The 23,333-nt window shown below is 73.7% G+C and carries 23 protein-coding genes; 19 read left to right on the top strand and 4 right to left on the bottom strand.

Translation table 11 applies throughout. The features are described 5' to 3' along the window. Nucleotides 1-48: 48 nt before the first annotated feature. The 11 genes from O7619_RS26655 to O7619_RS26605 all read left to right on the top strand — a co-directional run bounded on the left by O7619_RS26655 (nucleotide 49) and on the right by O7619_RS26605 (nucleotide 12,939). Complete coding sequence (locus tag O7619_RS26655) at nucleotides 49-2,031, top strand: TIGR03960 family B12-binding radical SAM protein (RefSeq protein WP_282284117.1); 1,983 nt, start codon at nucleotides 49-51, stop codon at nucleotides 2,029-2,031. A gap of 138 nt (nucleotides 2,032-2,169) precedes the next feature. Further along, entirely contained in the window at nucleotides 2,170-2,604 is a 435-nt protein-coding gene (locus O7619_RS26650) for a hypothetical protein (RefSeq protein ID WP_282284116.1), read from the top strand. A 13-nt stretch (nucleotides 2,605-2,617) separates the two neighbouring features. Beyond that, nucleotides 2,618-4,096 (top strand): hypothetical protein, encoded by a 1,479-nt coding sequence (locus tag O7619_RS26645; RefSeq protein WP_282284115.1) that lies wholly within the window; start codon nucleotides 2,618-2,620, stop codon nucleotides 4,094-4,096. A 10-nt stretch (nucleotides 4,097-4,106) separates the two neighbouring features. Next, a complete protein-coding gene (gene mycP, locus O7619_RS26640) occupies nucleotides 4,107-5,318 on the top strand; it encodes a type VII secretion-associated serine protease mycosin (RefSeq protein ID WP_282284114.1) in 1,212 nt (403 codons plus the stop codon). Between the two features lie 174 nt (nucleotides 5,319-5,492). Then, nucleotides 5,493-6,212 carry a TIGR03936 family radical SAM-associated protein gene (locus O7619_RS26635; protein ID WP_282288957.1) on the top strand — a complete coding sequence of 240 codons (720 nt, stop codon included), beginning with the start codon at nucleotides 5,493-5,495 and terminating at the stop codon, nucleotides 6,210-6,212. Between the two features lie 130 nt (nucleotides 6,213-6,342). Beyond that, nucleotides 6,343-9,498 carry an Rne/Rng family ribonuclease gene (locus O7619_RS26630; protein WP_282284113.1) on the top strand — a complete coding sequence of 1,052 codons (3,156 nt, stop codon included), beginning with the start codon at nucleotides 6,343-6,345 and terminating at the stop codon, nucleotides 9,496-9,498. Between the two features lie 117 nt (nucleotides 9,499-9,615). Beyond that, nucleotides 9,616-10,089, top strand: coding sequence for a hypothetical protein (locus O7619_RS26625; protein ID WP_282284112.1), 474 nt, complete (start codon nucleotides 9,616-9,618; stop codon nucleotides 10,087-10,089). A 186-nt stretch (nucleotides 10,090-10,275) separates the two neighbouring features. Beyond that, entirely contained in the window at nucleotides 10,276-10,593 is a 318-nt protein-coding gene (gene rplU, locus O7619_RS26620; RefSeq protein ID WP_282284111.1) for a 50S ribosomal protein L21, read from the top strand. A gap of 11 nt (nucleotides 10,594-10,604) precedes the next feature. Continuing rightward, nucleotides 10,605-10,859, top strand: coding sequence for a 50S ribosomal protein L27 (gene rpmA, locus O7619_RS26615; RefSeq protein WP_091072397.1), 255 nt, complete (start codon nucleotides 10,605-10,607; stop codon nucleotides 10,857-10,859). Between the two features lie 90 nt (nucleotides 10,860-10,949). Further along, complete coding sequence (gene obgE / locus O7619_RS26610; RefSeq protein WP_282284110.1) at nucleotides 10,950-12,419, top strand: GTPase ObgE; 1,470 nt, start codon at nucleotides 10,950-10,952, stop codon at nucleotides 12,417-12,419. A 70-nt stretch (nucleotides 12,420-12,489) separates the two neighbouring features. Beyond that, nucleotides 12,490-12,939, top strand: coding sequence for a GNAT family N-acetyltransferase (locus tag O7619_RS26605; protein ID WP_282284109.1), 450 nt, complete (start codon nucleotides 12,490-12,492; stop codon nucleotides 12,937-12,939). A gap of 27 nt (nucleotides 12,940-12,966) precedes the next feature. Here O7619_RS26605 and O7619_RS26600 read toward each other — a convergent pair whose 3' ends face one another. Then, nucleotides 12,967-13,443: a DUF4383 domain-containing protein gene (locus O7619_RS26600; protein ID WP_282284108.1), complete on the bottom strand. Its 477-nt coding sequence runs from the start codon at nucleotides 13,441-13,443 to the stop codon at nucleotides 12,967-12,969. A 195-nt stretch (nucleotides 13,444-13,638) separates the two neighbouring features. Between O7619_RS26600 and O7619_RS26595 the strand changes: the two genes are divergently transcribed. The 3 genes from O7619_RS26595 to O7619_RS26585 are packed head-to-tail and all read left to right on the top strand — an operon-like array spanning nucleotide 13,639 to nucleotide 15,573. After that, a complete protein-coding gene (locus tag O7619_RS26595; RefSeq protein WP_282284107.1) occupies nucleotides 13,639-14,439 on the top strand; it encodes a hypothetical protein in 801 nt (266 codons plus the stop codon). 31 nt (nucleotides 14,440-14,470) lie between these two features. Further along, entirely contained in the window at nucleotides 14,471-14,938 is a 468-nt protein-coding gene (locus O7619_RS26590) for a phage holin family protein (protein ID WP_282284106.1), read from the top strand. Next, entirely contained in the window at nucleotides 14,935-15,573 is a 639-nt protein-coding gene (locus O7619_RS26585; protein WP_282284105.1) for a DUF3618 domain-containing protein, read from the top strand. Before O7619_RS26590 ends, O7619_RS26585 begins: the two co-directional genes overlap by 4 nt. Before the next feature lie 65 nt (nucleotides 15,574-15,638). On the opposite strand, the gene O7619_RS26580 is transcribed toward O7619_RS26585, so the two are convergent. Continuing rightward, complete coding sequence (locus O7619_RS26580; RefSeq protein ID WP_282284104.1) at nucleotides 15,639-16,706, bottom strand: glycosyltransferase family 2 protein; 1,068 nt, start codon at nucleotides 16,704-16,706, stop codon at nucleotides 15,639-15,641. A gap of 99 nt (nucleotides 16,707-16,805) precedes the next feature. Next, nucleotides 16,806-18,053, bottom strand: a complete 1,248-nt coding sequence (locus tag O7619_RS26575) for a cytochrome P450 (protein WP_282284102.1) — start codon at nucleotides 18,051-18,053, stop codon at nucleotides 16,806-16,808. 245 nt (nucleotides 18,054-18,298) lie between these two features. Here O7619_RS26575 and O7619_RS26570 point away from each other — a divergent pair, with 245 nt between their 5' ends. After that, nucleotides 18,299-18,688 (top strand): hypothetical protein, encoded by a 390-nt coding sequence (locus tag O7619_RS26570; protein WP_282284100.1) that lies wholly within the window; start codon nucleotides 18,299-18,301, stop codon nucleotides 18,686-18,688. 10 nt (nucleotides 18,689-18,698) lie between these two features. On the opposite strand, the gene O7619_RS26565 is transcribed toward O7619_RS26570, so the two are convergent. Continuing rightward, complete coding sequence (locus O7619_RS26565; protein WP_013287999.1) at nucleotides 18,699-18,917, bottom strand: DUF397 domain-containing protein; 219 nt, start codon at nucleotides 18,915-18,917, stop codon at nucleotides 18,699-18,701. A 66-nt stretch (nucleotides 18,918-18,983) separates the two neighbouring features. Here O7619_RS26565 and pepN point away from each other — a divergent pair, with 66 nt between their 5' ends. The 4 genes from pepN to O7619_RS26545 all read left to right on the top strand — a co-directional run bounded on the left by pepN (nucleotide 18,984) and on the right by O7619_RS26545 (nucleotide 23,330). Beyond that, nucleotides 18,984-21,500 (top strand): aminopeptidase N, encoded by a 2,517-nt coding sequence (pepN, locus tag O7619_RS26560; RefSeq protein WP_282284098.1) that lies wholly within the window; start codon nucleotides 18,984-18,986, stop codon nucleotides 21,498-21,500. Nucleotides 21,501-21,589: 89 nt separating this feature from the next. After that, nucleotides 21,590-22,186, top strand: a complete 597-nt coding sequence (gene nadD / locus O7619_RS26555) for a nicotinate-nucleotide adenylyltransferase (protein ID WP_282284096.1) — start codon at nucleotides 21,590-21,592, stop codon at nucleotides 22,184-22,186. 110 nt (nucleotides 22,187-22,296) lie between these two features. Further along, entirely contained in the window at nucleotides 22,297-22,704 is a 408-nt protein-coding gene (gene rsfS / locus O7619_RS26550) for a ribosome silencing factor (RefSeq protein ID WP_282284094.1), read from the top strand. Then, entirely contained in the window at nucleotides 22,701-23,330 is a 630-nt protein-coding gene (locus O7619_RS26545) for a histidine phosphatase family protein (RefSeq protein WP_282284092.1), read from the top strand. Before rsfS ends, O7619_RS26545 begins: the two co-directional genes overlap by 4 nt. The last annotated feature ends 3 nt before the right edge of the window (nucleotides 23,331-23,333 follow it).

Below are 23,333 nucleotides of genomic sequence, written 5' to 3'. Positions count from 1 at the left end.
GTGCCGGTGGGGCAGGAGCGGACGGGGCACCGCGTACCCTTGGGCATCATGAGTGCCCCGTCCACGACCCCACGTCCCCCGGCCGCCAACTCGGTGTGGCCCCGGCTGGAGCCGCTGCTGCCGCAGGTGACCAAACCCATCCAGTACGTGGGTGGCGAGCTGGGCGCGGTGGTCAAGGACTGGGACGCGGCGACCGTCCGGTGGGCGTTGATGTATCCGGACGCGTACGAGGTGGGCCTGCCCAACCAGGGCGTGCAGATCCTCTACGAGGTGCTCAACGAGCTGCCCGACGTGCTCGCCGAGCGCACCTACGCGGTCTGGCCGGACCTGGAGGCGTTGATGCGCGCCCACGGCGTGCCGCAGTTCACCGTCGACGCGCACCGGCCGGTGCGTGACTTCGACGTGTTCGGTGTGTCGTTCTCCACCGAGCTGGGCTACACCAACCTGCTCGCCGCGATCGACCTGGCCGGCATCCCGCTGCTCGCCGCCGACCGCACCGACGCCGACCCGGTGATCGTGGCCGGCGGGCACGCCGCGTTCAACCCGGAGCCGATCGCCGACTTCATCGACGCCGCGGTGCTCGGCGACGGCGAGGAGGCGGTGCTGGAGATCACCACCATCGTCCGGGAGTGGAAGGCCGAGGGCGCGCCCGGCGGCCGGGACGAGCTGCTGCTGCGGCTGGCCCGCACCGAGAGCGTCTACGTGCCGCGCTTCTACGACGTCGACTACCTGCCCGACGGGCGGATCCAGCGGGTCGTGCCGAACCGCCCGGACGTGCCGTTCCGGGTGCACAAGCGCACGACGATGGACCTGGACGCCTGGCCGTACCCGAAGAAGCCCCTGGTCCCGCTCGCCGAGACGGTCCACGAGCGGTACGCGGTGGAGATCTTCCGGGGCTGCACCCGGGGCTGCCGGTTCTGCCAGGCCGGCATGATCACCCGCCCGGTGCGCGAGCGCTCGATCACCACCGTCGGCCAGATGGTGCAGCAGGGGCTGGAGTTCTCCGGCTTCCACGAGGTGGGCCTGCTGTCGCTGTCGTCGGCGGACCATTCCGAGATCGGCGACATGTGCTCCGGCCTGGCCGAGCAGTACGAGGGCACGAACGTGTCGCTCTCGCTGCCGTCGACCCGGGTGGACGCGTTCAACATCGACCTCGCGCAGGAGCTGTCCCGCAACGGGCGGCGCACCGGCCTGACCTTCGCCCCCGAGGGCGGGTCGGAGCGGATCCGCAAGGTCATCAACAAGATGGTCTCGAAGGAAGACCTGATCCGCACCGTGGTCACCGCGTACACCAATGGGTGGCGGCAGGTGAAGCTCTACTTCATGTGCGGCCTGCCCACCGAGACGGACGCCGACGTCCTGGAGATCGCCGACATGGCGCACGAGGTGATCCGGGCCGGACGGGCGGCCACCGGCTCGAAGGACATCCGCTGCACCGTCTCCATCGGCGGGTTCGTGCCGAAGCCGCACACCCCGTTCCAGTGGGCCCCGATGGAGCGCCCGGAGGTCATCGACGGCCGGCTCAAGCTGCTCAAGCAGGCGATCAACAGCGACCGGTCGCTGGGCCGGGCGATCGGCTTCCGCTACCACGACGGCGAGCCGTCGCTGATCGAGGGCCTGCTGTCCCGGGGGGACCGCCGGGTCGGCGCGGTGATCCGCAAGGTGTGGGAGAACGGCGGCCGGTTCGACGGCTGGAGCGAGCACTTCTCCTACCGGCGCTGGGTGGACGCGGCGGCCGAGGTGCTGCCGGCATTCGGCGTCGACCTGGACTGGTACACCACCCGCGAGCGTACGGAGCTGGAGGTCCTGCCCTGGGACCACCTCGACTCCGGCCTGGACAAGGACTGGCTCTGGCAGGACTGGCAGGACTCGCTGTCGGAGTACGAGCAGGACGACTGCCGCTGGACGCCCTGCTTCGACTGCGGCGTCTGCCCGTCCATGGACACCGAGATCCAGATCGGCCCGACCGGCCGGAAGCTGCTGCCGCTGACGCCGGTCGGCGGTCTGCGGCAGCCCGCCGCCGCGGGCTGAGCGCGTCACGACCGCCGGAGCGGCGCGTCTCGCGCGGACGCCCGCCCGCCGGGGCGGGGCTGCCCGGACTGGTCGTTCCTCGATACGCTGCGTCCGTAATGGACCGGCCCCGGTGCCGGTAGCGGGGAGGACAGCAGCATGGGCATCACGCCACCGGACACCGGCGACCTGCACGTCAGCGTCGAGGACCTGGACGCCGCGGCCGACTACGTCGAGCGCCTCAAGCAGTACGTCGACGACACCATCGGTTACGAGATGGAACGCATCAAGGAGCGGATGAAGGGCGACGGCAGCGCGCAGACGGTGCCGAACGGCACCCCGTTCGGCGCGTACGAGGACGCCCGGATGCAGTGGGCGGCGTTGACGAGGTCGACGGCCAACATGGAGGCACACCTCAAGGCCATCTCCACCAGGCTGGCCGGCCTGAAGAAGGGCACCGAGGACATCGCGAAGGCGTTCCGTGACGCGGAGGCCCGCAACGCGGCCAACGGCAAGCAGATCGAGCGCCTGCTGGAGTCCGCGGCGCCGCCGCCGGAGGCCGGGCAGCAGCCCACGTACCCGTACCCGGCCTGAGGGGGAGATGGTCATGGCTGGAGGCACCTGGGAGCGCGCCGTGCGCGAGGTGACGCTGTCGGCGGACCCGGAGACCGTCGGGTCGGTGGGGGCGGGTTGGAGCAACCTGTCCACCGCGCTCGGCTACCTGCGGGACTCGCTCGTCGGGCGTTCGTTCGTCGGCCCGATCGCGCCCGGTCAGGAACGTCCGCACAGCGGCGGCCTGCCCGGGCTGCTGGCCGGGTGGAAGGGCAGCGGCGGTGACGCCTACCGCGAGCACCTGAGCGGCATCGGCAAGGACATCGAGGAGCTGATCACGCACGCGAGCGGGGTCAGTGGTGCGTTGACGCGGATCGAGGGCGACATCCGCACGGCGGTCGCCAGCATCCCGATCCCGCTGATGGACGACTTCGGTTGGAACGAGTGGAGCCTGCCCGGCGGCACCGAGCTGGACGACGCCCGCGACGGCGAGAGCCAGTCCGGCTTCCTCGCCTCCCTGCGCCAGGACTACGGGGGCAACCCGGCGCTCTACGCCGACGGGGCGTTCCGCGACAAGGCCGACGACCTGGAAGCCACCATGAAGGTCGACGGCAACGCCGAGGACCACAAGCGCGGCGGCTGGTGGGACACCAAGTCGCATCTGGACAACTGGTACCGGGACAACCAGGAGGCGGCCAACCGGGCGATGTCGCCGTTGCCCACCGCGGTGCAGACCGAGCGCCCCAAGCTGACCGTTCCCGAGCCCCAGGGTGCGTACGACGACGGCTACCGCCCGGACACCCGGGTCCCGCCGTCCGGCGTACCCGACACCGGTCTGCCGGGTGGCGGCGGTGGAGGTGGCGGTGGCGGTGGCGGCACGATGCCCTCGCTCGGCAGCACCGGGATCGGCGGTGTCGGCGGCGGTGGTGGCGGCGGTGGCTCGTTCACGCCCCCGCCGACCATCGGTGGCGCCGACGTCGGCGGTGGGTCCGGCGGCTCCGGCTCGTACGTCCCGCCGGTCACCGGCGGCCTGCCCGACTCCGGCGGCTATCCGGGTGCCGGCGACCACGACTACGGCACCGGCCTGGCCGGCGCGGGCGGCCCGGGCTCGATCACGGCCGGCGGTCCGGGCAGCGGCTTCGGTGGCGGTGGCGGGTTGAGCACGGTCGGTGGTGGTGGCGGCTTCGGTGGCGCCGGAGCCGGTCTCGGCTCCGCCGGTGGCATCGGTGGCGGCGGCCTCGGCGCGGCCGGCGGGATGGGTGTGGGCGCGCTGCCCGGCATGGTGGGCGGCGGTAACGGCAAGGTCCCGCCGCTGACCAGCGCGGCCAACGCGTTGCGCGGCGCCACGGGCGGCGCGGGCGCGGGCGGCACCCGCGGCGGGCTGGCCGGCGGCGGGATGGTGGGCGGCGGGATGATGGGCGGCCACGGTGGCGCCGGGCACGGCGGCGGCGGGGGCGAGCACTCGTCGTGGTTGACTGAGGATGACGATCCGTGGGGTGCCGGTGACGGTGGGTCCCCGGGCATCCTGCGATGAGGACGGACCGATGAGGGTTCACGTCGGCGCGCTCCGGCCGCTGGGGGCCGGATTGCTGGCCGGTCTGATGCTGCTGGGTGCCGCCCAGCCGGCGGTCGCCGCGCCGCGCCGGGCCGAGCAGTGGTATCTGGACGAGTTGCGGATCGACCGGGCGCACCAGATCTCCACCGGCCGGGGTGTGGTGGTCGGAGTGGTGGACACCGGCGTCGACGCCGGTCACCCGGACCTGCGAGGCAGGCTTCTCGCCGGTGGCAGCGTCTCCGGCGACGGTGACGGGCGGCGTGACCCGAAGGGCCACGGCACCCACATGGCCGGGATCATCGCGGCCAACGGCACCGGGGTGGTGGGCGTCGCCCCGGACGCCCGCATCCTGCCCATCCGCGTGCCGGCGGCCGAGGTGGGCGCCCCCGGGCCGTCCGCGACCGGGATCCGGATGGCGGTCGACGGTGGTGCCACGGTGCTCAACCTGTCCTACGGTCACGCCGGGCTCTCCGACGACGACGAGCAGGCGGCGGTCCGGTACGCGCTGGAGCACGACGTGGTCGTCGTCTCCGCGGTGGGCAACGCCCGGCGGTCCGGCCCGGACGTCAGCGCGCCCGCCCGGTACCCCGGGGTGATCGCGGTGACCGGCACGGTCCGGGGTGGTGGCTTCTGGTCCGGCTCGGCCCACGGTCCGGAGGCGGTGATCGCCGCCCCGGGAGACGAGGTCTACAACATCGGCCCGGAGCAGGGTTACGGCTGGGGTGACGGCACCTCCGACTCCAGCGCCATCGTGGCCGGCGTCGCGGCGCTGATCCGGTCGAAGTACCCGAAGCTCTCCGCGCCCGACGTGATCAACCGGATCATCCGTACCGCCCGGGACGCCGGCCCGCCCGGCCGCGACCCGCGGTTCGGTTTCGGCCGGATCGACCCGGTGGCCGCGCTCACCGCCGACGTGCCGGCGGTCTCGGCGAACCCGCTGCTCGGCCCGACCTCGCCCGCCGCGAGCCCGCCGCCGGCCGCCGCCGCCGAGGATGACGACTTCGACGTGACCAGGTACGGCGACCGGGGCGGCCCGACCGACCAGCAGGTCATGGTGGTCGGCATCGGCATCGCCGTGGCGCTCGTGGTGCTGGTGGCGCTCGTGGTGTTCCTGATCTGGAACCGGCGCCGGCACCGGCGTGACGTGGCCCGGGCGGGGCAGATCCCGGACGACGTGCTCGACCGGATGAACGCACCCTGACGGCCCGCGGCGCGGGCCGGTGCGGGGTCGCCGGCGTGCGTGCGGCCCCGGTCGCGGGGTGTGGCGGCGGCTGCGCCAGGATGGGGCGGACACGCAGGCACAGCCGAGGAGTTCACGATCGCCAGAAAGCCTCAACCCGAGGGCGGGCAGGCGCCCGTCGTCCAGCGGGTCCGCATCCGGTACGCCAAGCGTGGACCGCTGCGCTTCACCTCGCACCGGGACTTCGCCCGGGCGTTCGAGCGCGCGCTGCGCCGGGCCGGCGTGCCGATCGCCTTCTCCCAGGGCTTCACCCCGCACCCCAAGATCTCGTACGCCTCCGCCGCGCCGACGGGTGTCGCCAGCGAGGCCGAGTATCTGGAGATCGGCCTGCGCGAGCCGGTCGACCCGGAGCGCCTCCGCGCCGCGCTGGACGCCGCGCTCTCGCCCGGGCTCGACGTGCTCGACGCGGTCCAGGCCACCGGCGGCAGCCTGGCCGACCGGATCGAGGCGTCCCGTTGGCGCATCGAGTTGCCCGAGGTCGACCCGGACGTGCTCCGGGCGGCGGTGGCCGCCTTCACCGCCGCCGAGGAGATCCAGGTCGAGCGGATGACCAAGCAGGGCCGGCGCACTTTCGACGCCCGCGGCGCGGTGATGGCTATCGATGCCTTGTCGTCGGGTGAGACGCCTTCCGGAGCGCCGGCCGTACCGTGTGCGATACTCGAACTGGTCGTGCGGCAGGTCACCCCGTCCGTGCGACCCGATGACGTCCTTTCCGGCCTCCGCGTGGTGGCCGACCTGGAGCCGCCGGTCACCCCGAAGGTGATCCGGCTGGCGCAGGGCACGCTGACCGCGCAGGGCGAGATCGTCGATCCGTTGGACGCGGATCGCGACGGGGCAGCCATCGGAGAGCACTGACCGTCGGTCAGCGCTCTGGCAGGCAGACTTCGGCGGTCGCGCTTCCGCGCGCCCGGCGGAAACACCTTTGCGGCGACCCTGCGTGGCAGCGCTCACCCGCGCCCGGGGCAGCCAGAACTGGAGAACGTCCATGCTCGAGAACGAGCCCGAGGGCGGCGAGCGGACCGGCGCGGAGCCGGCCGTCACCGACAACACCAGCAGCGCCGGTGGCGCCGCCGACAGCGCCGCCGCCGAGGCGAAGCCGCCGGCCCGCAAGCGGGCCAGCCGCCGCAAGGCGGCTCCGCTCAACCAGCCGGAGCAGACCGACGCGCCGGTCGAGGCGTCCGCCGCGGCCAGCGGCAGCGGCGAGTCACCGCAGGCCGAGGTGTTCGCGCCGGTGGCCGGTGAGTTGGAGGCCGCGCCGAAGACCACCCGCCGGCGCCGTAAGGCGACCCCGGCGAAGGCGGTCGAGGAGCCGGTGGCCGCCGCCGGGGTGGAGGCCACCTCGGACGAGGTGGTGCCGCCGGTCAAGGTGACCCGGACGCGCCGCCGCAAGGCCACCCCGCCCGCCGCTGAGCCAGCCCTGGCCGCCGAGTCGCCGACCGAGGCCCCCGCCGAGGCGGCAGGGCCGCCGCCCGCAGCGGCCGAACCGCAGGTCGACGCCGTGATCGACGGACCGGTTTCGACCCCCGGCGGCGCGAGCGAGATCGCCGAGGGCCGCGCCCCGCTCGACGCCGACGAGGACGCGGACGGCGAGGACGCCGTGGACGAGCCGACGCCGGCCGAGGGCGCCGTGGCCGAGCAGCCCGCCCCGGCCGAGCCCACCCCGGCCGAGGGTGCCGTGCGGCGTACCCGCCGTGGGCGTGGCGCGGCCGAGTCCGCGCCGCACCGCACCGACGAGACCGACCTGGCGCGGGCCGGCGGGCCGGCGGACGACACCGGCGCGGTGTCGACGGGCGCCGCGGTGCCGGGCGTCGCGGAGGAGTCGGCCGAGGAACGCCCGACCACCGGCCGTCGGCGCCGAGCCGCACTGTCCGCGCCGACCGTCCTGTTCATGCCTCCGCAGCCCGAGGAGGCCCCGGCCGTCCAGGTCAGCTACCCGGCGGCCGAGGAGCCCGTGGCGGAGCCGGTCGAGACCGGCCGGCGTCGCCGCCGTGGCCGGCGGGAGGCCGAGCCGGTGGAGGCCGAGGTCGAGGCCGAGCCCGTCGCGGAGGAGCCGACCGCCGCCGAGGCCGAGGAGTCCGTCGAGGCCGAGGAGGACGACGACACGGCCGAGGGCCGGCGCCGGCGTCGTCGCGGCCGTCGTGGCCGTGGGCGCGGCAAGGGTGGCGCCGACGAGGCCGAGGACGAGGAGTCCGGTACGGCGGAGCCCGCCGAAGCCGAGGCCGAGGAGACCGACGAGGACGCCGAGGGCGAGGGGATGACCCGGCGCCGCCGCCGTCGCCGCCGCCGGGGCGCGGGCGAGGCGGACAGCGCCACCGAGGACGGTGTGCCCACCGTCGTCAAGATCCGGGAGCCGCGCAAGGCGGTCGACGAGGTGCAGGGCGTCTCCGGGTCGACCCGGCTGGAGGCCAAGCGGCAGCGCCGCCGGGACGGTCGCGAGCAGCGGCGGACCCGGCCGCCGATCCTGAGCGAGTCGGAGTTCCTGGCCCGCCGCGAGGCGGTCGACCGGACGATGGTGGTCCGCCAGCGTGGCGACCGCACCCAGATCGCGGTGCTCGAGGACGGCGTGCTCGTCGAGCACTACGTGACCCGCAACTCCTCCGGCACCATGGCCGGCAACGTCTACCTGGGCAAGGTGCAGAACGTCCTGCCCAGCATGGAGGCGGCCTTCGTCGACATCGGGCGCGGGCGCAACGCCGTGCTCTACGCCGGCGAGGTCAACTGGGACTCCACCGGGCTGGAGGGCCGGGCCCGTTCGATCGAGCAGGCGCTGCGGTCCGGCGACCCGGTGCTGGTGCAGGTCACCAAGGATCCGATCGGGCACAAGGGCGCGCGGCTGACCAGCCACGTCGCGCTCTCCGGCCGGCACCTGGTCTACGTGCCCAACGGCAACGCCTCCGGGATCAGCCGCAAGCTGCCCGACACCGAGCGCAAGCGGCTGCGGGACATCCTCAAGAAGCTGGTGCCGGACGGCGCGGGCGTGATCGTCCGGACCGCGGCCGAGGGCGCCAGCGAGGACGAGCTGGCCCGGGACGTCAAGCGGCTCCAGGCGCAGTGGGAGGAGATCCAGGCCAAGGCGGCCTCCGGTGGCGCGCCGGTGCTGCTCTACGAGGAGCCGGACCTGGTCATCCGGGTGGTCCGGGACCTCTTCAACGAGGACTTCCGCGAGCTGGTCATCGAGGGTGAGTCGGCGTACGACGTGGTCGAGTCGTACCTGTCGCACGTTTCGCCGGACCTGGTGGCGCGGCTGCGCCGGCACGCCGGGGTCGCGGACGTGTTCGCCGAGTACCGGATCGACGAGCAGATCCTCAAGGGGCTGGACCGCAAGGTCTTCCTCCCCTCCGGCGGCTCGCTGGTGATCGACCGCACCGAGGCGATGACGGTCGTCGACGTGAACACCGGCAAGTACACCGGCTCCGGCGGCAACCTGGAGGAGACGGTCACCCGCAACAACCTGGAGGCGGCCGAGGAGATCGTCCGCCAGCTCCGGCTGCGCGACCTCGGCGGCATCGTGGTGATCGACTTCATCGACATGGTGCTGGAGTCGAACCGGGAACTGGTGCTGCGCCGGCTCACCGAGTGCCTCGGCCGGGACCGCACCAAGCACCAGGTCACCGAGATCACCTCGCTCGGCCTGGTGCAGATGACCCGTAAGCGGATCGGCGCGGGCCTGCTGGAGGCGTTCAGCGAGACCTGCGAGTGCTGCAAGGGCCGGGGTGTGATCATCCATCCCGAGCCGGTGCCGGAGAAACCGCGTGCCGGCGGCGCGGGGGAGAAGGTCAAGGCGGTCGCCTCGGCGGTCGCGCCGGTGGAGGAGAAAAGCCGACGCCGGGGTCGCAAGGCCGCCGCGGAGAAGCCCGCCGTGGAGGCCGCGCCGGAGCCGCCGGCCGCCGCCGAGCCGGAGCGGGCCGTCGCCGAGGTGGTCGAGTCCCCCGACGACTACTACGACACCCAGGGCTACGACCTGTCCCGGTTCGAGACCGAGACACCGGCCGCGCCGGCGGCGACGGACAGCCAGGAGGGCGACTCGGCCCGGCTGGCCGCCGCCGACGATCCGGACGCGATCGACGGCGAGGGCGACGACGAGGGCACTCCGCGGCGGCGGTCCCGGCGTGGCGGCGCCCGGCGGCGTACCCGGCCGTGAACCGCTGACCTGCGTGGCGTTTGACAGGGCCCCTGCTCCGGCAACAGAGTGCCGGGCAGGGGCCCTGCCGTTCCCGTCGACCCCCGGTCGGGCCGGCGCGCCCCGGAGGGAGGAGACATGCGTCGGGTGCTCGCGGTCACCGCGCTGACCGGACTGCTGCTGGCCGGGACGGGCTGCGCCGACCGGAACGACGACCCGTTCGCGGTGGGCTTCGCCTCGCCGGCCCCGGCCGCCACGTCACCCGCTCCGGCCCCGACCGCGACCGGGGACGCGGGCGTCTGCGCCCGGGCGAAGCAGGCCGGCTCCGCCGCCGTGCAGACGTACGTGTTCAAGCTGGCGGAGATGTTGCGGGCGGACGCAGGCGGGGACAAGAGCACCGCGAAGGCCGCCGAACGGGACGCGGAGGCCGCGCTGGCGGGCTGGCGGGACGTGCTGCGGGAGCAGGCGGGGAAGGCCAGCGACCCGCCGCTGCGGACGCTCCTGGCGGACCTCGCCACCGAGGTGGGCGGGCTCGGCACCGACGTGCGGTCGATCGACGAGACGGAGTTCGATCGGCTCCAGCAGCGTCTCGACGAGCTCTGCCCGGCCTGACCGGCGGCCCGGTTTGGGGGGCGGCCCTCCTATGGCGTACTCTTGCCTGCGGCGCACTTTGGTGTGCCTAGTTCCCGCGCGCCCGCGCCGCCGGTGTCACGGCTCCCGGCGAGACGCCGTGGGAACGACCGGCCGGTGACGGCCGGAAAGACGCCAGCAGCCTCAACGACAGGGAGTGCGCCTCCGATGTACGCGATCGTCAAGACCGGCGGCAAGCAGTACAAGGTCGCCGAGGGCGACGTGATCGAGGTCGAGAAGCTCGCCGGTGCTCCCGGCGACGCGGTGAAGCTCACCGCGGTGCTCCTCGTCGACGGTGACGACCTGGTGACCGACGCGGCGAAGCTCGCCGAGGTCGCCGTGTCCGGCGAGATCGCCGCGCACACCAAGGGCCCGAAGATCCGGATCCACAAGTTCAAGAACAAGACCGGCTACCACAAGCGCCAGGGTCACCGCCAGCCGCTGACCCAGGTCAAGGTGACCGGCATCTCCAACAGCGGGAAGTAGGTCGTCCTCCAATGGCTCACAAAAAGGGTGCGTCCAGCTCGCGTAACGGTCGCGACTCCGCGGCCCAGCGGCTCGGCGTGAAGCGCTTCGGTGGTCAGGTCGTCAGCGCGGGTGAGATCCTCATCCGTCAGCGTGGCACCAAGTTCCACCCCGGTGACCTGGTCGGCCGCGGCGGCGACGACACGCTGTTCGCGCTGTCCGCCGGCTCGGTCCAGTTCGGCACCAAGCGCGGTCGCAAGACCGTCAGCATCGTTCCGCAGCAGTAGTTCGAAGGCGAAGCGGGCCGCGGACCTCGGGTCCCGGCCCGCTTCGCCTTTCCCCGCGCGGGGCGGAACCCCGCTGGAAGGATTGGCGTCGTGACGACGTTCGTTGACCGGGTCGTCCTGCACATGCAGGCCGGCGACGGCGGGCACGGCTGTGTCTCGATCCACCGGGAGAAGTTCAAGCCCTTCGGTGGCCCGGACGGTGGCAACGGGGGCCACGGCGGCAGCGTGTCGCTGGTGGTCGACCCGCAGGTCACCACGCTGCTCGACTTCCACTTCCGGCCGCACCTGAAGGCCGACAACGGCAAGGGCGGCGCCGGCTCGAACCGGGACGGCGCCAACGGCCGCGACCTCGTGATCAAGGTGCCGAACGGCACCGTGGTGCAGAGCCTCGACGGCGAGGTGCTGGCCGACCTGGTCGGCGTCGGCACCACCTTCGAGGCCGCCCGCGGCGGTCGGGGCGGGCGGGGCAACGCCTCCCTGGCCAACGCCCGCCGCAAGGCGCCGGGCTTCGCCGAGTTGGGGGAGCCCGGCGACAAGCTCGACGTGGTGCTGGAACTCAAGAGCGTCGCCGACGTCGGCCTGGTCGGCTTCCCGTCCGCCGGCAAGTCCTCGCTGATCTCGGTGATCTCCGCGGCCAAGCCGAAGATCGCCGACTACCCGTTCACCACGCTGGTGCCCAACCTGGGCGTGGTCCGGGTGGACAACCACACCTTCACCGTCGCCGACGTGCCCGGCCTGATCCCGGGCGCGGCCACCGGCAAGGGCCTGGGCCTGGAGTTCCTCCGCCACGTCGAGCGCTGCGCCGTGCTGGTGCACGTGGTCGACACCGCGACGCTGGAGCCCGGCCGGGACCCGCTGGCCGACATCGACGCCATCGAGTCGGAGCTGGCCCAGTACGGCGGGCTCGCCGACCGGCCCCGGCTGGTCGCGCTCAACAAGGTCGACGTGCCGGACGGGAAGGACCTCGCCGACATCGTCCGTCCCGACCTGGAGGCCCGTGGCTTCCGCGTCTTCGACGTCTCCAGCGCCACCCGGGAAGGGCTGCGCGAGCTGACGTACGCGATGGCCCAGTTGGTCGACGAGGGCCGCCGTGCCGCCCCGCCGGCCGAACCGACCCGGGTCGTGATCCGCCCGAAGGCGGTCGACGACGCCGGCTTCACCGTCGAGGCCGAGCCGGACGGCTCCTACACCGTGCGCGGCAGCCGGCCGGAGCGCTGGGTGAAGCAGACCAACTTCGACAACGACGAGGCCGTCGGCTTCCTGGCCGACCGCCTGGCCCGCCTCGGTGTCGAGGAGAAGCTGGCGAAGGCCGGCGCGCAGGCCGGCGACCTGGTGCGGATCGGCGAGCGGGAGTTCGACTGGCAACCGACGCTCTATGCGGGCGTCGACTTCGTCCCCGGCAACCGGGGCACCGACGTGCGGCTGGAGGACAAGTCGACACGTCCCTCGGCCGCGGACCGGCTGGAGGCCCGCAAGGCCCGCCGGCGGCGCCCGGAGGACGAGATCGAGGGGACGCCGGAGACCCCGGCGGACGACCAGGACGATCTGGACGACGAATAGTTCGGCTCCGTCCGTGTTCGGGACGTTGGCCGGAAACCTCCGCGAAATCCGGTCGACCTACCGTGACCGGATGCTGATCGAATCCCGGCCCGGCACCGATCCGGAGATCGCCACGCTCGTCGTCGCCCAGCAACGTGAGCTGCGGGAGGCCGACGGCGGTCTGGACGGTCAGGTCACCGTGACGCACGCCGACATCCGCTACCTGGCGGCCGTGGTCGGCGGCCGGGCGGTCGGCTGCGGTGGGCTCCAGACGCTCGACGCCGACACCGGGGAGTTGAAGCGGATGTACGTCCGGCCGGCGTACCGGGGTCGGGGCATCGCCCGGCAGTTGCTGCTCGCGCTGGAGGAGTTGGCCTTCCGGCAGGGGCACCGGACGGTGTGCCTGGAGACCGGCACCTACCTCCCGGCCGCGATCGCGCTCTACCGCTCCGCCGGCTACCAGCCCGTCCCGGTGTACGGCGAGTACGTCGACAACCCGCACAGCGTCTGTTTCGCCAAGCAACTGCCGGTGGCGGCCTGAGTTCTCGCGTCGGTCGCTCGTCCGCGCTCAGGGGCGGTCGATCGGGGTGTCCGGCCGACTTCCGGTGCCCACCTCGTTGTTCAGCAGCAGACCCGTGGCCAGCATGCCGAAGCCGAGGAACAGGTGCAGCCAGTTGTCGGCGTCGTTGATCGGCACGAAGTTCGCCGCGCTCTCCCGGTCGATGGCGAAGCCGTACAGCCAGAGCACCAGGTAGAGCGCGCCGCCACCGGCCAGGAACACCCGCGCGCCGGCCAGCCGCCGGGCCGCCGCCAGGCCGACCAGCCCGAAGATCAGGTGCACCAGGTTGTGCAGCACCGACACCTGGAACAGCCCGAGCAGCTTCGCCCCGGAGTGGTGCCCGGCGAACGCCATCCGGCCGAGGTGCGCGGTGACGCCGGGGACGAAGCCGAGCACGCCGATCAGCACGAACACGGCGGCCACCGCCAGAGCGACCTTCTGCACGGTCGGCCGAGCGGGCGTACGCCCGCGCACGTCACGTGCCATCGCGGTCACCCCCGTGGATCTTCTCGCCGTCCGTGCGGCCGGTATTCCATTGTGTGACCGACGCGTGTCGCTTCCGCAGAGAAATCACGAATCAGGCATGGACCCGGAGACCAGGGGTAGGGCACTTGTCACGCGGAAATCATGCGCGTGCCCCCCGAACACATACCGCTGCACCACACGAGCGGAAGGGAAACCATGACTCAGGATCTTTCACCCACGTCCGCCACGTACGAGTCCACCACATACGAGTCGACGAACGGCGGCGGCGTACGCGATCAGGCCCGCCAGGTCGGCTCGGACGCCGCAAGCGCCGGCGGAGCGGTCGTCCAGACCGCCAGGGAGCAGGGCCACGAGGTGGTGGGCGAGGCCAAGCGGCAGGCCCGCGACCTGTACGGCGAGGCCCGCCACCAGGTCACCACCCAGGCCGGTCAGCAGCAGCAGCGTGCCGCGAGCGGCCTGCGCTCGCTGGCCGACGAGATGCGGTCCATGGCGCAGCAGGGTGGCGGCTCCGGGCCGGTCACCGAGTTGGCCCACCAGGCGGCCGAGCGGGTGCACGGCGTGGCCGGCTGGCTGGAGCAGCGCGAGCCGGGCGACCTGCTCAACGAGGTGAAGGGTTACGCCCGTCGCAACCCCGGCACGTTCCTGGTCGGCGCCGCCCTGCTGGGCGTGGTCGCCGGTCGGCTCACCCGGAACATCGCCGCCGTGGGCAACGACAGCGGCGCGTCCCGGCCGGCCTACGACCCGGACCGGACCGCTTCCATCCCGACCGCGCGTGCGGTGCCGGACCAGGTGCCGTCGGGCGGCTACCTCGACCCGACCCCGGGCACCTACGCCGAGCCGGACCCGGGTTACTCCGCGCCGGGCGTGACCTACCCGGGCGGCGGCGCCCCGAACACCTGGGCCGACCCGGCCGGTGGCACCGGCCAGCCGCTGCCGCCGCCGGAGCGGACCGACCCGCTGCCGGGTGTCCCGTCGACCGGCGCTCCCCGCCCGTGAACCGCCGCACCGGCAGAAGGGAGGCAACGGCATGACCGTGCCGACGCAGGACCCGGGCTACCAGGCGGCGGGCTACCAGGCGGCGGATGCGCCGCACCAGGCCGACGAGGTGCGCGGCAACTCGCTCGGCGAGCTGATGCGCCAGGTCACCGGTGACCTGTCCACCCTGATGCGCCAGGAGGTCGAGCTGGCCAAGGCCGAGATCCGCCAGGAGGGCAAGAAGGCGGGCAAGGCCGCCGGTCTCTTCGGCGGCGCCGGCTTCGGCGGTTACATGGTGGCGCTCTTCGTCTCCATCGCGGTGTGGCAGTTCCTCGACAACGTCATGGACTCCGGGCTGGCCGCGCTGATCGTGGCCGTGATCTGGGCCGCCGTCGCCGCCGTCCTCTACTCGATGGGGAAGAAGAACGCCGAGCGGATCCGTGGCCTGAAGCAGACAAACGACAGCGTGCAGCGCATCCCCGACGCGCTCAAGCCGCACCCGGAGGGAGTCACCCGATGAGCACTGACCCCGACCAGATCCGCCGGGAGATCGAAGCCACCCGCAACAACCTCAGCTCGGACGTGGACGCCCTGGCGTACAAGGTGAGCCCGGGCCGCATCGTCGACGACCGCAAGCAGCGCGTCCGTAACGCGCTGACGAACGTGAAGGACAAGGTGATGGGAAGCGCTTCCGATCTCGGCCACAGCACCGGCCACGCGGCCCACTCGGTGGGTGGCCACGCCTCCTCGGCGGCCTCCACCGTGGGCGACCGGGCACACTCCGCCGCATCCACGGTCAGCGACGCCGCGCACCGGGCGCCGCAGGTGGTGCGGCGGAAGTCCGAGGGCAACCCGATCGCCGCCGGGGTGATCGCCTTCGGCGTCGGCATGCTGGTCTCCTCGCTGATCCCGGCCACCCGCCGCGAGCAGGAACTCGCCGCGCAGGTCAAGGAGAAGGCGACCGAGCACGGCGGCGTGGTGAAGGAGAAGCTCGGCGAGGTCGCCGGCGAACTCCGGGACGAGCTGCGCGAGCCGGCCCAGCAGGCCGCCGAGTCGGTGCGGTCCACCGCGCAGGACGCCGCGCACGCCGTGCAGGACGACGGCCGCAGCGCCGCGCACGACGTCCGGCACAGCGCCGAGCAGGTGCGTTCCTGACGGCTGCGCTCGCGTGTTAGGCGGGGCCCCTTTTTATCGCTCTGGCGATAAAAAGGGGCCCCGCCTTACCTCTCGGCGTGCACCCAGAGGGTCAACTCGTCGGGGCGGCGTCGGGCCATCCGCCGCCGCAGCGTCCGGGTGGGATGCGCCGCCACCCGCAGCCGGCGGCCCGCGTAGGGCACCCCGCCGCGCAGCCGCCGGCCCACCGCCAGCCACGCGCACACCCCGCGCTCCAGCACCCAGGCGGGCGCCGCGAGCGTGGTGTGCGCGGGGAAGACGCGGGCCCCGCCGGCCCGCCGCCGCCCCAGCTCCGCCACCGCGACCGTGACCAGCCCGGCCCGCAGCAGCAGCCCCGGGCGTCGGGCGGCGAGCGCGACCGCCGCGGCCGGCAGCACCGCCAGCGCGGCCAGCAGCCACCCGGGCCGGGCCGTCTCGTCGTACGCCTGGCGGACCCGCTGCCCGAGGAAGTGCGCGGTGGTGGGCGGGAGCCGCCGCACGTACAGCCAGGCCGGGGTGGCCGTGCTGCCGCCGTACGCGCGGATGGTCCGGTGCAGCTCCAGGTTCTCGAAGAGCACGTCCGGGTCGTAGCCGCCCATGGCCAGGAAGGTGCTCCGGCGTACCGCGAGGGTGCCCGGCCAGTCTCCGCCGAGCGCCCGGTTCAGCAGCGTCCGGCCGGTGTCCCACCAGGCGTGCCAGGGCAGCGGGTCGAAGTGGTTCTGCGGCCGGACCAGATCCACCCGGTCGAGCAGCTCGTGCACGGCGCGCAGCGCCGGCAGGTCGTACCGGACGTCGTCGTCGGCGATCACCACGTGCTCGTGGCGGGCCAGCGCGACGCCGGTGAGCACCCCGAGCACCGTGCCGTTGCCTCCACGCAGCGCGGGGTCCGGCGGCACGTGCCGGACAAGTTCCCGCCAGGCGGTCGCGTGCCGGGCGAACAGGTCCGGCGGCGAGCCGTCGACCACCACCACGTCGACCCACCGGCGCAGCTCGCGCAGGTAGCCGGTCAGCTCGTCGAGGTCACGGTCGGCGGCGGCGCGCAGCGGCAGGACGTACGCCATCGGGAGCCGGACCGGCGTGGACGCCGCAGCGGTCCGGTCGGCGTTGCGCAGCGGGGGGACTGTCGCTCGGGTCACGTCGCCTCCGGTCGGATCGGGTCACGCGACTTGCCCGGAATGCGATAGCTGAAACCGTTTCGGTGGTCCCGCGCCGCTTCCCGCACGCGGCCGGGCGGCTCAGGCGGTCCGCCGCACCCCGTCGACGACCAGGCCGCTGGGCGGCAACGTCGGCATCCTGCCGAGGTCGAGCGCGAGATCCTGCGGCGGCACCCGGTAGCTCATCGCGCCGGTCAGGTTGGTCACCGCCCGCTTCATCAACTCGATCGTGATCCACTCGCCGGCGCACCGGTGCCCCGCGTCGTGGTCGCCGCCGCCCTGCGGGACGAAGCCGAACGGGTCGTCCCGCCAGCCGGCGAAGCGTTCCGGCCGGAACCGCTCCGGCTCCGGCCAGAGCGCCGGATGGTGGTTCGTGCCGTACAGGTCGAGCAGCACTCGGCGGCCCTGCGGGAACGCGTACCCCTGCCACTCGAACGAGCGGCGTACCCGGGCCGCGGCGATCGGGAAGAACGGGTAGTAGCGGCGTACCTCCTGCACGAACTGTTCGGTCGCGGCGTCGTCGCCGCGTACCCGGTCGTGCCAGTGCGGGTGGTCGTGCAGCGCCAGCGCGGCGAAGACCACGTAGCGGTCCACCGCGACCGTGGGGCGGAGCACGTTGAGCAGGTCCACCGCGGCGATCCGGCGGGGCAGCGGCCGGCCCCGCTCGTCCCGGTGCCCGGCCACGATCCGCAGCGCGCTGCCCTCGGGCGCGGGCACCGCGCCGGCGCGTACCGCCTCGATCAGCTCGCCGGCCCACCGTTCGGCGCGGCGGCGGGCGAGCAGGCCGCGCCAGTGCGTCGGGCCCAGTACGGCCGGGCCCTCGATCATGGCGTGCATCTCGGCGGTCCGGCGGCGCACGTCGGCCTCCGCCAGCGGCACGCCGGCCCAGGCCCAGACCGCCCGGGTCAGCATCCGGCCCACCTCGTCGTAGAGCACGACCGGGCCGTGCCCCGCCCAGGCCGATATCCGTGCCTGCCACTCGTCGTGGAAGAGATCCCCGAGACGCCGGACGGCGGCCGGCGTCATCATCGACATGAACATCGCCTTGCGGGCGCGGTGCGCCGGCCCGTCGAGGCCCTGCACGCCGCCGACCCCGGTCAGCGTGCGCTGCGCGCGCATCGGCATCGCGCCGCGCCGGACGAACCGTTCCTCGTCGTAGAACAGCTCGGCGGCCTCCCGGCCGCGCAGGCAGATCGTCGGCTCCAGCAGCAGCCGGGCCTGCACGATGTCGGTGCCGAACCGGTCGCAGCGGGCGCCGACGAAGCGGTAGCCCTCGCGCAGGAACGCCAGCGTGCTGTCCGGGCTCCGGTCGCTCGGCATGGTGCTCATCTCGGCTGCTCCTGACCCGGCTCGACGCTCGGTGCGACGTATGTGCTGCCTACCCGGGGCGACGCGGCCGAATCCTCCATTCCACCAGCTCCACCCGGCCGGGGGAGGGGCCAGCCGGGACGGGCGCTGGCCCCTCCCCGGGCGCGGAAAAGCTGGTTGGCTCGGTGTGCGGATCGGCGGCGACCGGTCCGGCCCTCCGCCGGCGCGACGTCCGGCGGGGGCCACCGACGACGGGGAGGGCACGGATGCGTGACGATCGGGCGACACGACGGCGGCACCGCGACGCGGTGGCCGGGCTGCGCGGCGGCGGTCGCGAGGAGCCGCTGATCGCCGCGCCCCGCCGGGCCGCGGTCCGCCCACCGCGGTTCTTCACCGTGCACCTCGGCTTCGCGGCCACCGACGCCACCGTCGCGCGGGAGCTGGCCGTGTCGTACGCGGAGGCGCTCGGCCTGCTCCGCCCGGAGCTGGCGCTCGGCGCGGCGGCGTTGTCCCCGGCCGACGCCTGGCACCGCGCCGAGCGGCTGTTCTGCGGCGCGGCCGGCCCCGACGGCGAGCGGTGCGCCGACGTGGCCGACCATCCCGGTTTCCACCACGCGCCCGGGCCGGGCGGGCTCGGCTGGGGCGACGGTGACTGACCTCCGGCGCTCAGTCCAGGTCGAACTCGCCGTCCTGGGCGCCCGCCACGAAGGCGTCCCACTCGGCCTGGGTGAAGACCAGGACGGGGCCGTCCGGCTCGGCCGAGTTGCGCATGCCGATCAGGTCGTCGACGAAGGCCACCTCGACCGCGCCCTCGGACGTGTCGCCCTCCGCTCGCTGCCAGACCGCCCGAGAAAGGTCGAAATCGCCCTTGGGGTGCTGACCCATCGTTGTTCCTCCATCGCCACACGTCACGGGAAGGCCCGAGCGGGCCTCATCGGGCAGGATAAGCGGATGCCGAGCCTGACCCGTGCAGAGGCGACCGCGCGTGGCGCGTCGATCACGGTCGAGTCCTACCACGTGGACCTCGACCTGACCGGCGACGCCGAGCGGTTCCGCTCCACCACCACCATCCGGTTCCGGGCCACCCCCGGCGCCGAGACCTTCGTCGACGTCAAACCCCGCCGACTCCTGCGGGCCCGCCTCAACGACCGTGACCTCGACCCGGCGCTGCTGGCCGGCGACCGGCTGCCGGTCACCGGCCTGGCCGCGACGAACACGCTCACCGTCGAGGCCGAGATGGGCTACTCCCACACCGGCGAGGGGCTGCACCGCTTCGTCGACCCGGCCGACGGCGAGACCTACCTCTACGCGATGTCCTTCCTGGACGACGGTCCGCGCATCTTCGCCGCGTTCGACCAGCCCGACCTGAAGGCCCCGGTGACGCTCGCGGTCACCGCGCCGCCGGGGTGGACGGTGGCGGCCAACGGCCCGCTCGCCGACCGGCCGGCGCCGGGGCGCTGGGAGTTCGCCGCCACCGCGCCGCTTGCGACCTACTTCGTCTCGCTCGTCGCCGGGCCCTGGCACGTGCTGCGCGCCGAGCACGACGGCATCCCGCTCGGCCTCTACTGCCGGCGTTCGCTCGCCGCCCACCTCGACGCCGACGCCGACGAGATCTTCACGATCACCGGGCAGTGCCTCGACCGCTTCCACCAGCTCTTCGCCGAGCGCTACCCGTTCGGCAAGTACGACCAGGCGTTCGTGCCCGAGTTCAACGCCGGTGCGATGGAAAACCCCGGCCTGGTGACGTTGCGCGACGATTTCGTCTTCCGCTCCGCGGTCACCGACACCCAGCGGGAGCAGCGCGCCACCACCATCGCGCACGAGATGGCGCACATGTGGTTCGGTGACCTGGTCACCATGCGCTGGTGGGACGACCTCTGGTTGAACGAGTCGTTCGCGGAGTACCTGGGCACCAGGGTCACCGCCGAGGCGACCCGCTTCGACGGCGCGTGGACGACGTTCGCCAGCCGCCGCAAGGGCTGGGGCTACACCGCCGACCAGCGCCCGTCCACCCACCCGGTGGCGCCCGACGAGGTCGCCGACGCCGCGCAGGCCCTGCTCAACTTCGACGGCATCTCGTACGCCAAGGGCGCCAGCGTGCTCCGCCAGCTCGTCGCGTGGCTCGGCGACGACGCCTTCCTCGCCGGGTTGAACGCCCACTTCGCCGCGCACCGGTTCGGCAACGCCACGCTCGCCGACCTGCTGGCGAGCCTCGGCGCGGCCAGCGGTCGTGACCTCACCGACTGGGCCGAGCGCTGGTTGCGCCGCGCGCAGGTGAACACGCTGCGGATGGAGACCGCGGTGGGCGCCGACGGCCGGTGGACCGACGTCGCCGTGGTGCAGACCGCGCCGGCGAGCCACCCGGTGCTCCGGCCGCACCGCATCGGCGTGGCCCACCACCCCGCCGAGGGCCCGGCGCGCCGGTTCGAGGTCGCCCTCGACCCGGACGCCGACGGTGGCCGCACGGGGGTGCCCGAGCTGGTCGGTCAGCCCGCCACCGGCCTGCTGCTGCCGAACGCCGGCGACCTCACGTTCGCCAAGATCCGGCTCGACCCACGCTCCGCCGACGCGGTGCCGACGCTGCTCCCCGGCCTCGACGACCCGCTCACCCGGGCGCTGCTCTGGGGCGAGGCGCTGGACGCGGTCACCGACGGGGAACGGCCCGCCGCCGCCCTGGCCGGGCTGATCGCCACGGCGCTCCCGGCCGAGACCGAGGTGACAATCGTCGAGGACGTGCTGCTGCTCAGCCGGCGGCTCATCGACCGCTACCTCGACCCGCTCGCCCGCGACGCCGCGCTGCTGCGGGTGGCGGGCGCCTGCGAGGCGTTGCTCGCCGACCGGGACTCCGATGGGTCGTTGCAGCTCGCCGCCGCGCGGGGGCTGATCGCCGCCTCCACCGACACCGTGCTGCTGGCCGGTTGGCTGGCCGGCAAGGAGGTGCCGTCGGGGCTCGCCGTCGACACCGACCTGCGCTGGGCGGTGCTCCGCCGGCTCGTGGTGCTCGGCGCGGCCGGCACGGCGGAGATCGACGCCGAGGCCGCCGCCGACCGCAGCGCCACCGGCGCCGAGCGGGCCGCCGCCTGCCGGGCCGCACTGCCCGACCCGGACGCGAAGCGGACCGCCTGGGAGATCATCACCCGCAACACCGAGCTGTCGAACCGGCTGGTCGAGGCGACCGCCGACGGCTTCTGGCAGCCCGAGCAGGCGGAGCTGACCGCCGGTTACGTCGCGCGCTACTTCACCGACATGCCGGAGGCGGCGCGGCTGCGTACCGCCTGGGTGGCCGACTCGGTCACGGTCGCGGCATACCCGCGGTTCGCCGTGGCGCAACCCACCCGGGAGTTGGCCGCGGCGCTGCTGGCCCGCGACGACCTCACGCCCGGCCTGCGCCGCTGGGTCACCGACCTGGACGACGACATGCGTCGGGCGCTTGTGGCCCGGACGGCGGTGGCCGCCGCGGCGGCCTGACCGGGAGCGCCTGCCGGGCGGGTCAGGCGCCCGCCCGGCAGGCTCCCCGGGTGCCCCCGGCCGGCGCGGGCGCGGCCTAGGATCGCGGAGTGGAGGACGACATCCGGCGGATCGGCATCATGGGCGGCACATTCGACCCGATCCACCACGGCCACCTGGTGGCGGCGAGCGAGGTGGCCGACCGGTTCGGCCTGGACGAGGTGGTCTTCGTGCCGACCGGGCAGCCGTGGCAGAAGGCGGACGAACCGGTCAGTCCGCCCGAGGACCGCTACCTGATGACCGTGATCGCCACCGCCTCCAACCCCCGCTTCCAGGTGAGCCGCGTCGACATCGACCGCGGCGGTCCCACCTACACCGTCGACACGCTGCGCGACCTGCACGCGGAATACGGCGCGAAGGCGCAGCTCTTCTTCATCACCGGCGCGGACGCGCTGGAGCGGATCCTCTCCTGGAAGGATCTCGGCGAGGCGCTCGAGTTGGCCCACTTCATCGGGGTGACCCGGCCCGGCTTCGAGTTGTCCGACAAGCACCTCCCGGCGGACTCGGTCAGCCTGGTGCAGGTGCCCGCGATGGCCATCTCCTCCACCGACTGCCGCGCCCGCGTCGGTCGGGGCGAGCCGGTGTGGTACCTGGTGCCCGACGGTGTGGTGCAGTACATCGCCAAACGGCGGCTCTACCAGCGCTGATCTCGCCCGTTACGTCCCCGTTCATGCCTGAAACCGACCAGAACTGGCAAGTCGCCGCACCGGAGGGTGTGAGAGGCTTGGAGGGTCGCACGGTTGATCGAAGGAGAACGGTGACCACCATTCCGGAACGCGCCTACGAGCTGGCGACGACCGCTGCCCAGGCCGCGGCCGACAAGAAGGCACAGGACATCGTCATCATCGACGTGGGCGACCAGCTCGCGATCACCGACGCGTTCCTGGTGGCCTCCGCTCCGAACGAGCGGCAGGTCCTCGCCATCGTCGACGCCATCGAGGAGCGCCTGCTGGAGCTGCCGGAGAAGGCCAAGCCGGTCCGCCGCGAGGGCGAGCGGGGCGGCCGTTGGGTGCTGCTCGACTACGTCGACATCGTGGTGCACGTGCAGCACACCGAGGAGCGTGAGTTCTACGCGCTCGACCGGCTCTGGAAGGACTGCCCGCAGATCCCGTTCGTGGACCGCGACCTGGCCGACTCGGCCGCCGGCACCGCCACCGCCGAATGACCCGCCTGATCATCTGGCGGCACGGCAACACCGACTGGAACGCGCAGAGCCGGGTCCAGGGCCAGACCGACGTGCCGCTCAACGACCTCGGCCGCGAGCAGGCCCGCGCCGCCGCGCCGGTGCTGGCCGCGCTGCGCCCCGACGCCATCGTCGCCAGCGACCTGCGCCGGGCCGCCGACACCGCCGCCGCGCTCGCGGCGCTGACCGGGCTGCCGGTCCGCTCCGACCCCCGGCTGCGCGAGCGGCACTTCGGCCGGTGGCAGGGCCTGGCCCTCACCGAGGTCGCCGAGCGGTTCCCCGACGAGTACGCCCGCTGGCGGGCCGGCGACCCCGACCCGGGCGCCGGCATCGAGAACCTGGACGACCTCGGCACGCGGCTCGGTGCCGCGTTCCGCGCCGCCGCCGACCTGGCCGCCGGCGGCACCGTGGTGGTGACCACCCACGGCGGCGGCGCCCGGCAGGGCATCGGTCAGCTCCTCGGCTGGGACCACACCGTGCTGCGCAGCGTCGGCTCGCTCGCCAACTGCCACTGGACCGAGCTGCGCGAGGACGACGTCCGCGGCTGGCACCTGCGGGCGCACAATGTCGGGCTGATCACCCAGCCGGCGCTCACCGACGCGGTCTGAGCC

The organism is Micromonospora sp. WMMD998, assembly GCF_029581235.1.
GTDB lineage: Bacteria > Actinomycetota > Actinomycetes > Mycobacteriales > Micromonosporaceae > Micromonospora.
This window is presented reverse-complemented; position numbering and strand designations above follow the sequence as displayed.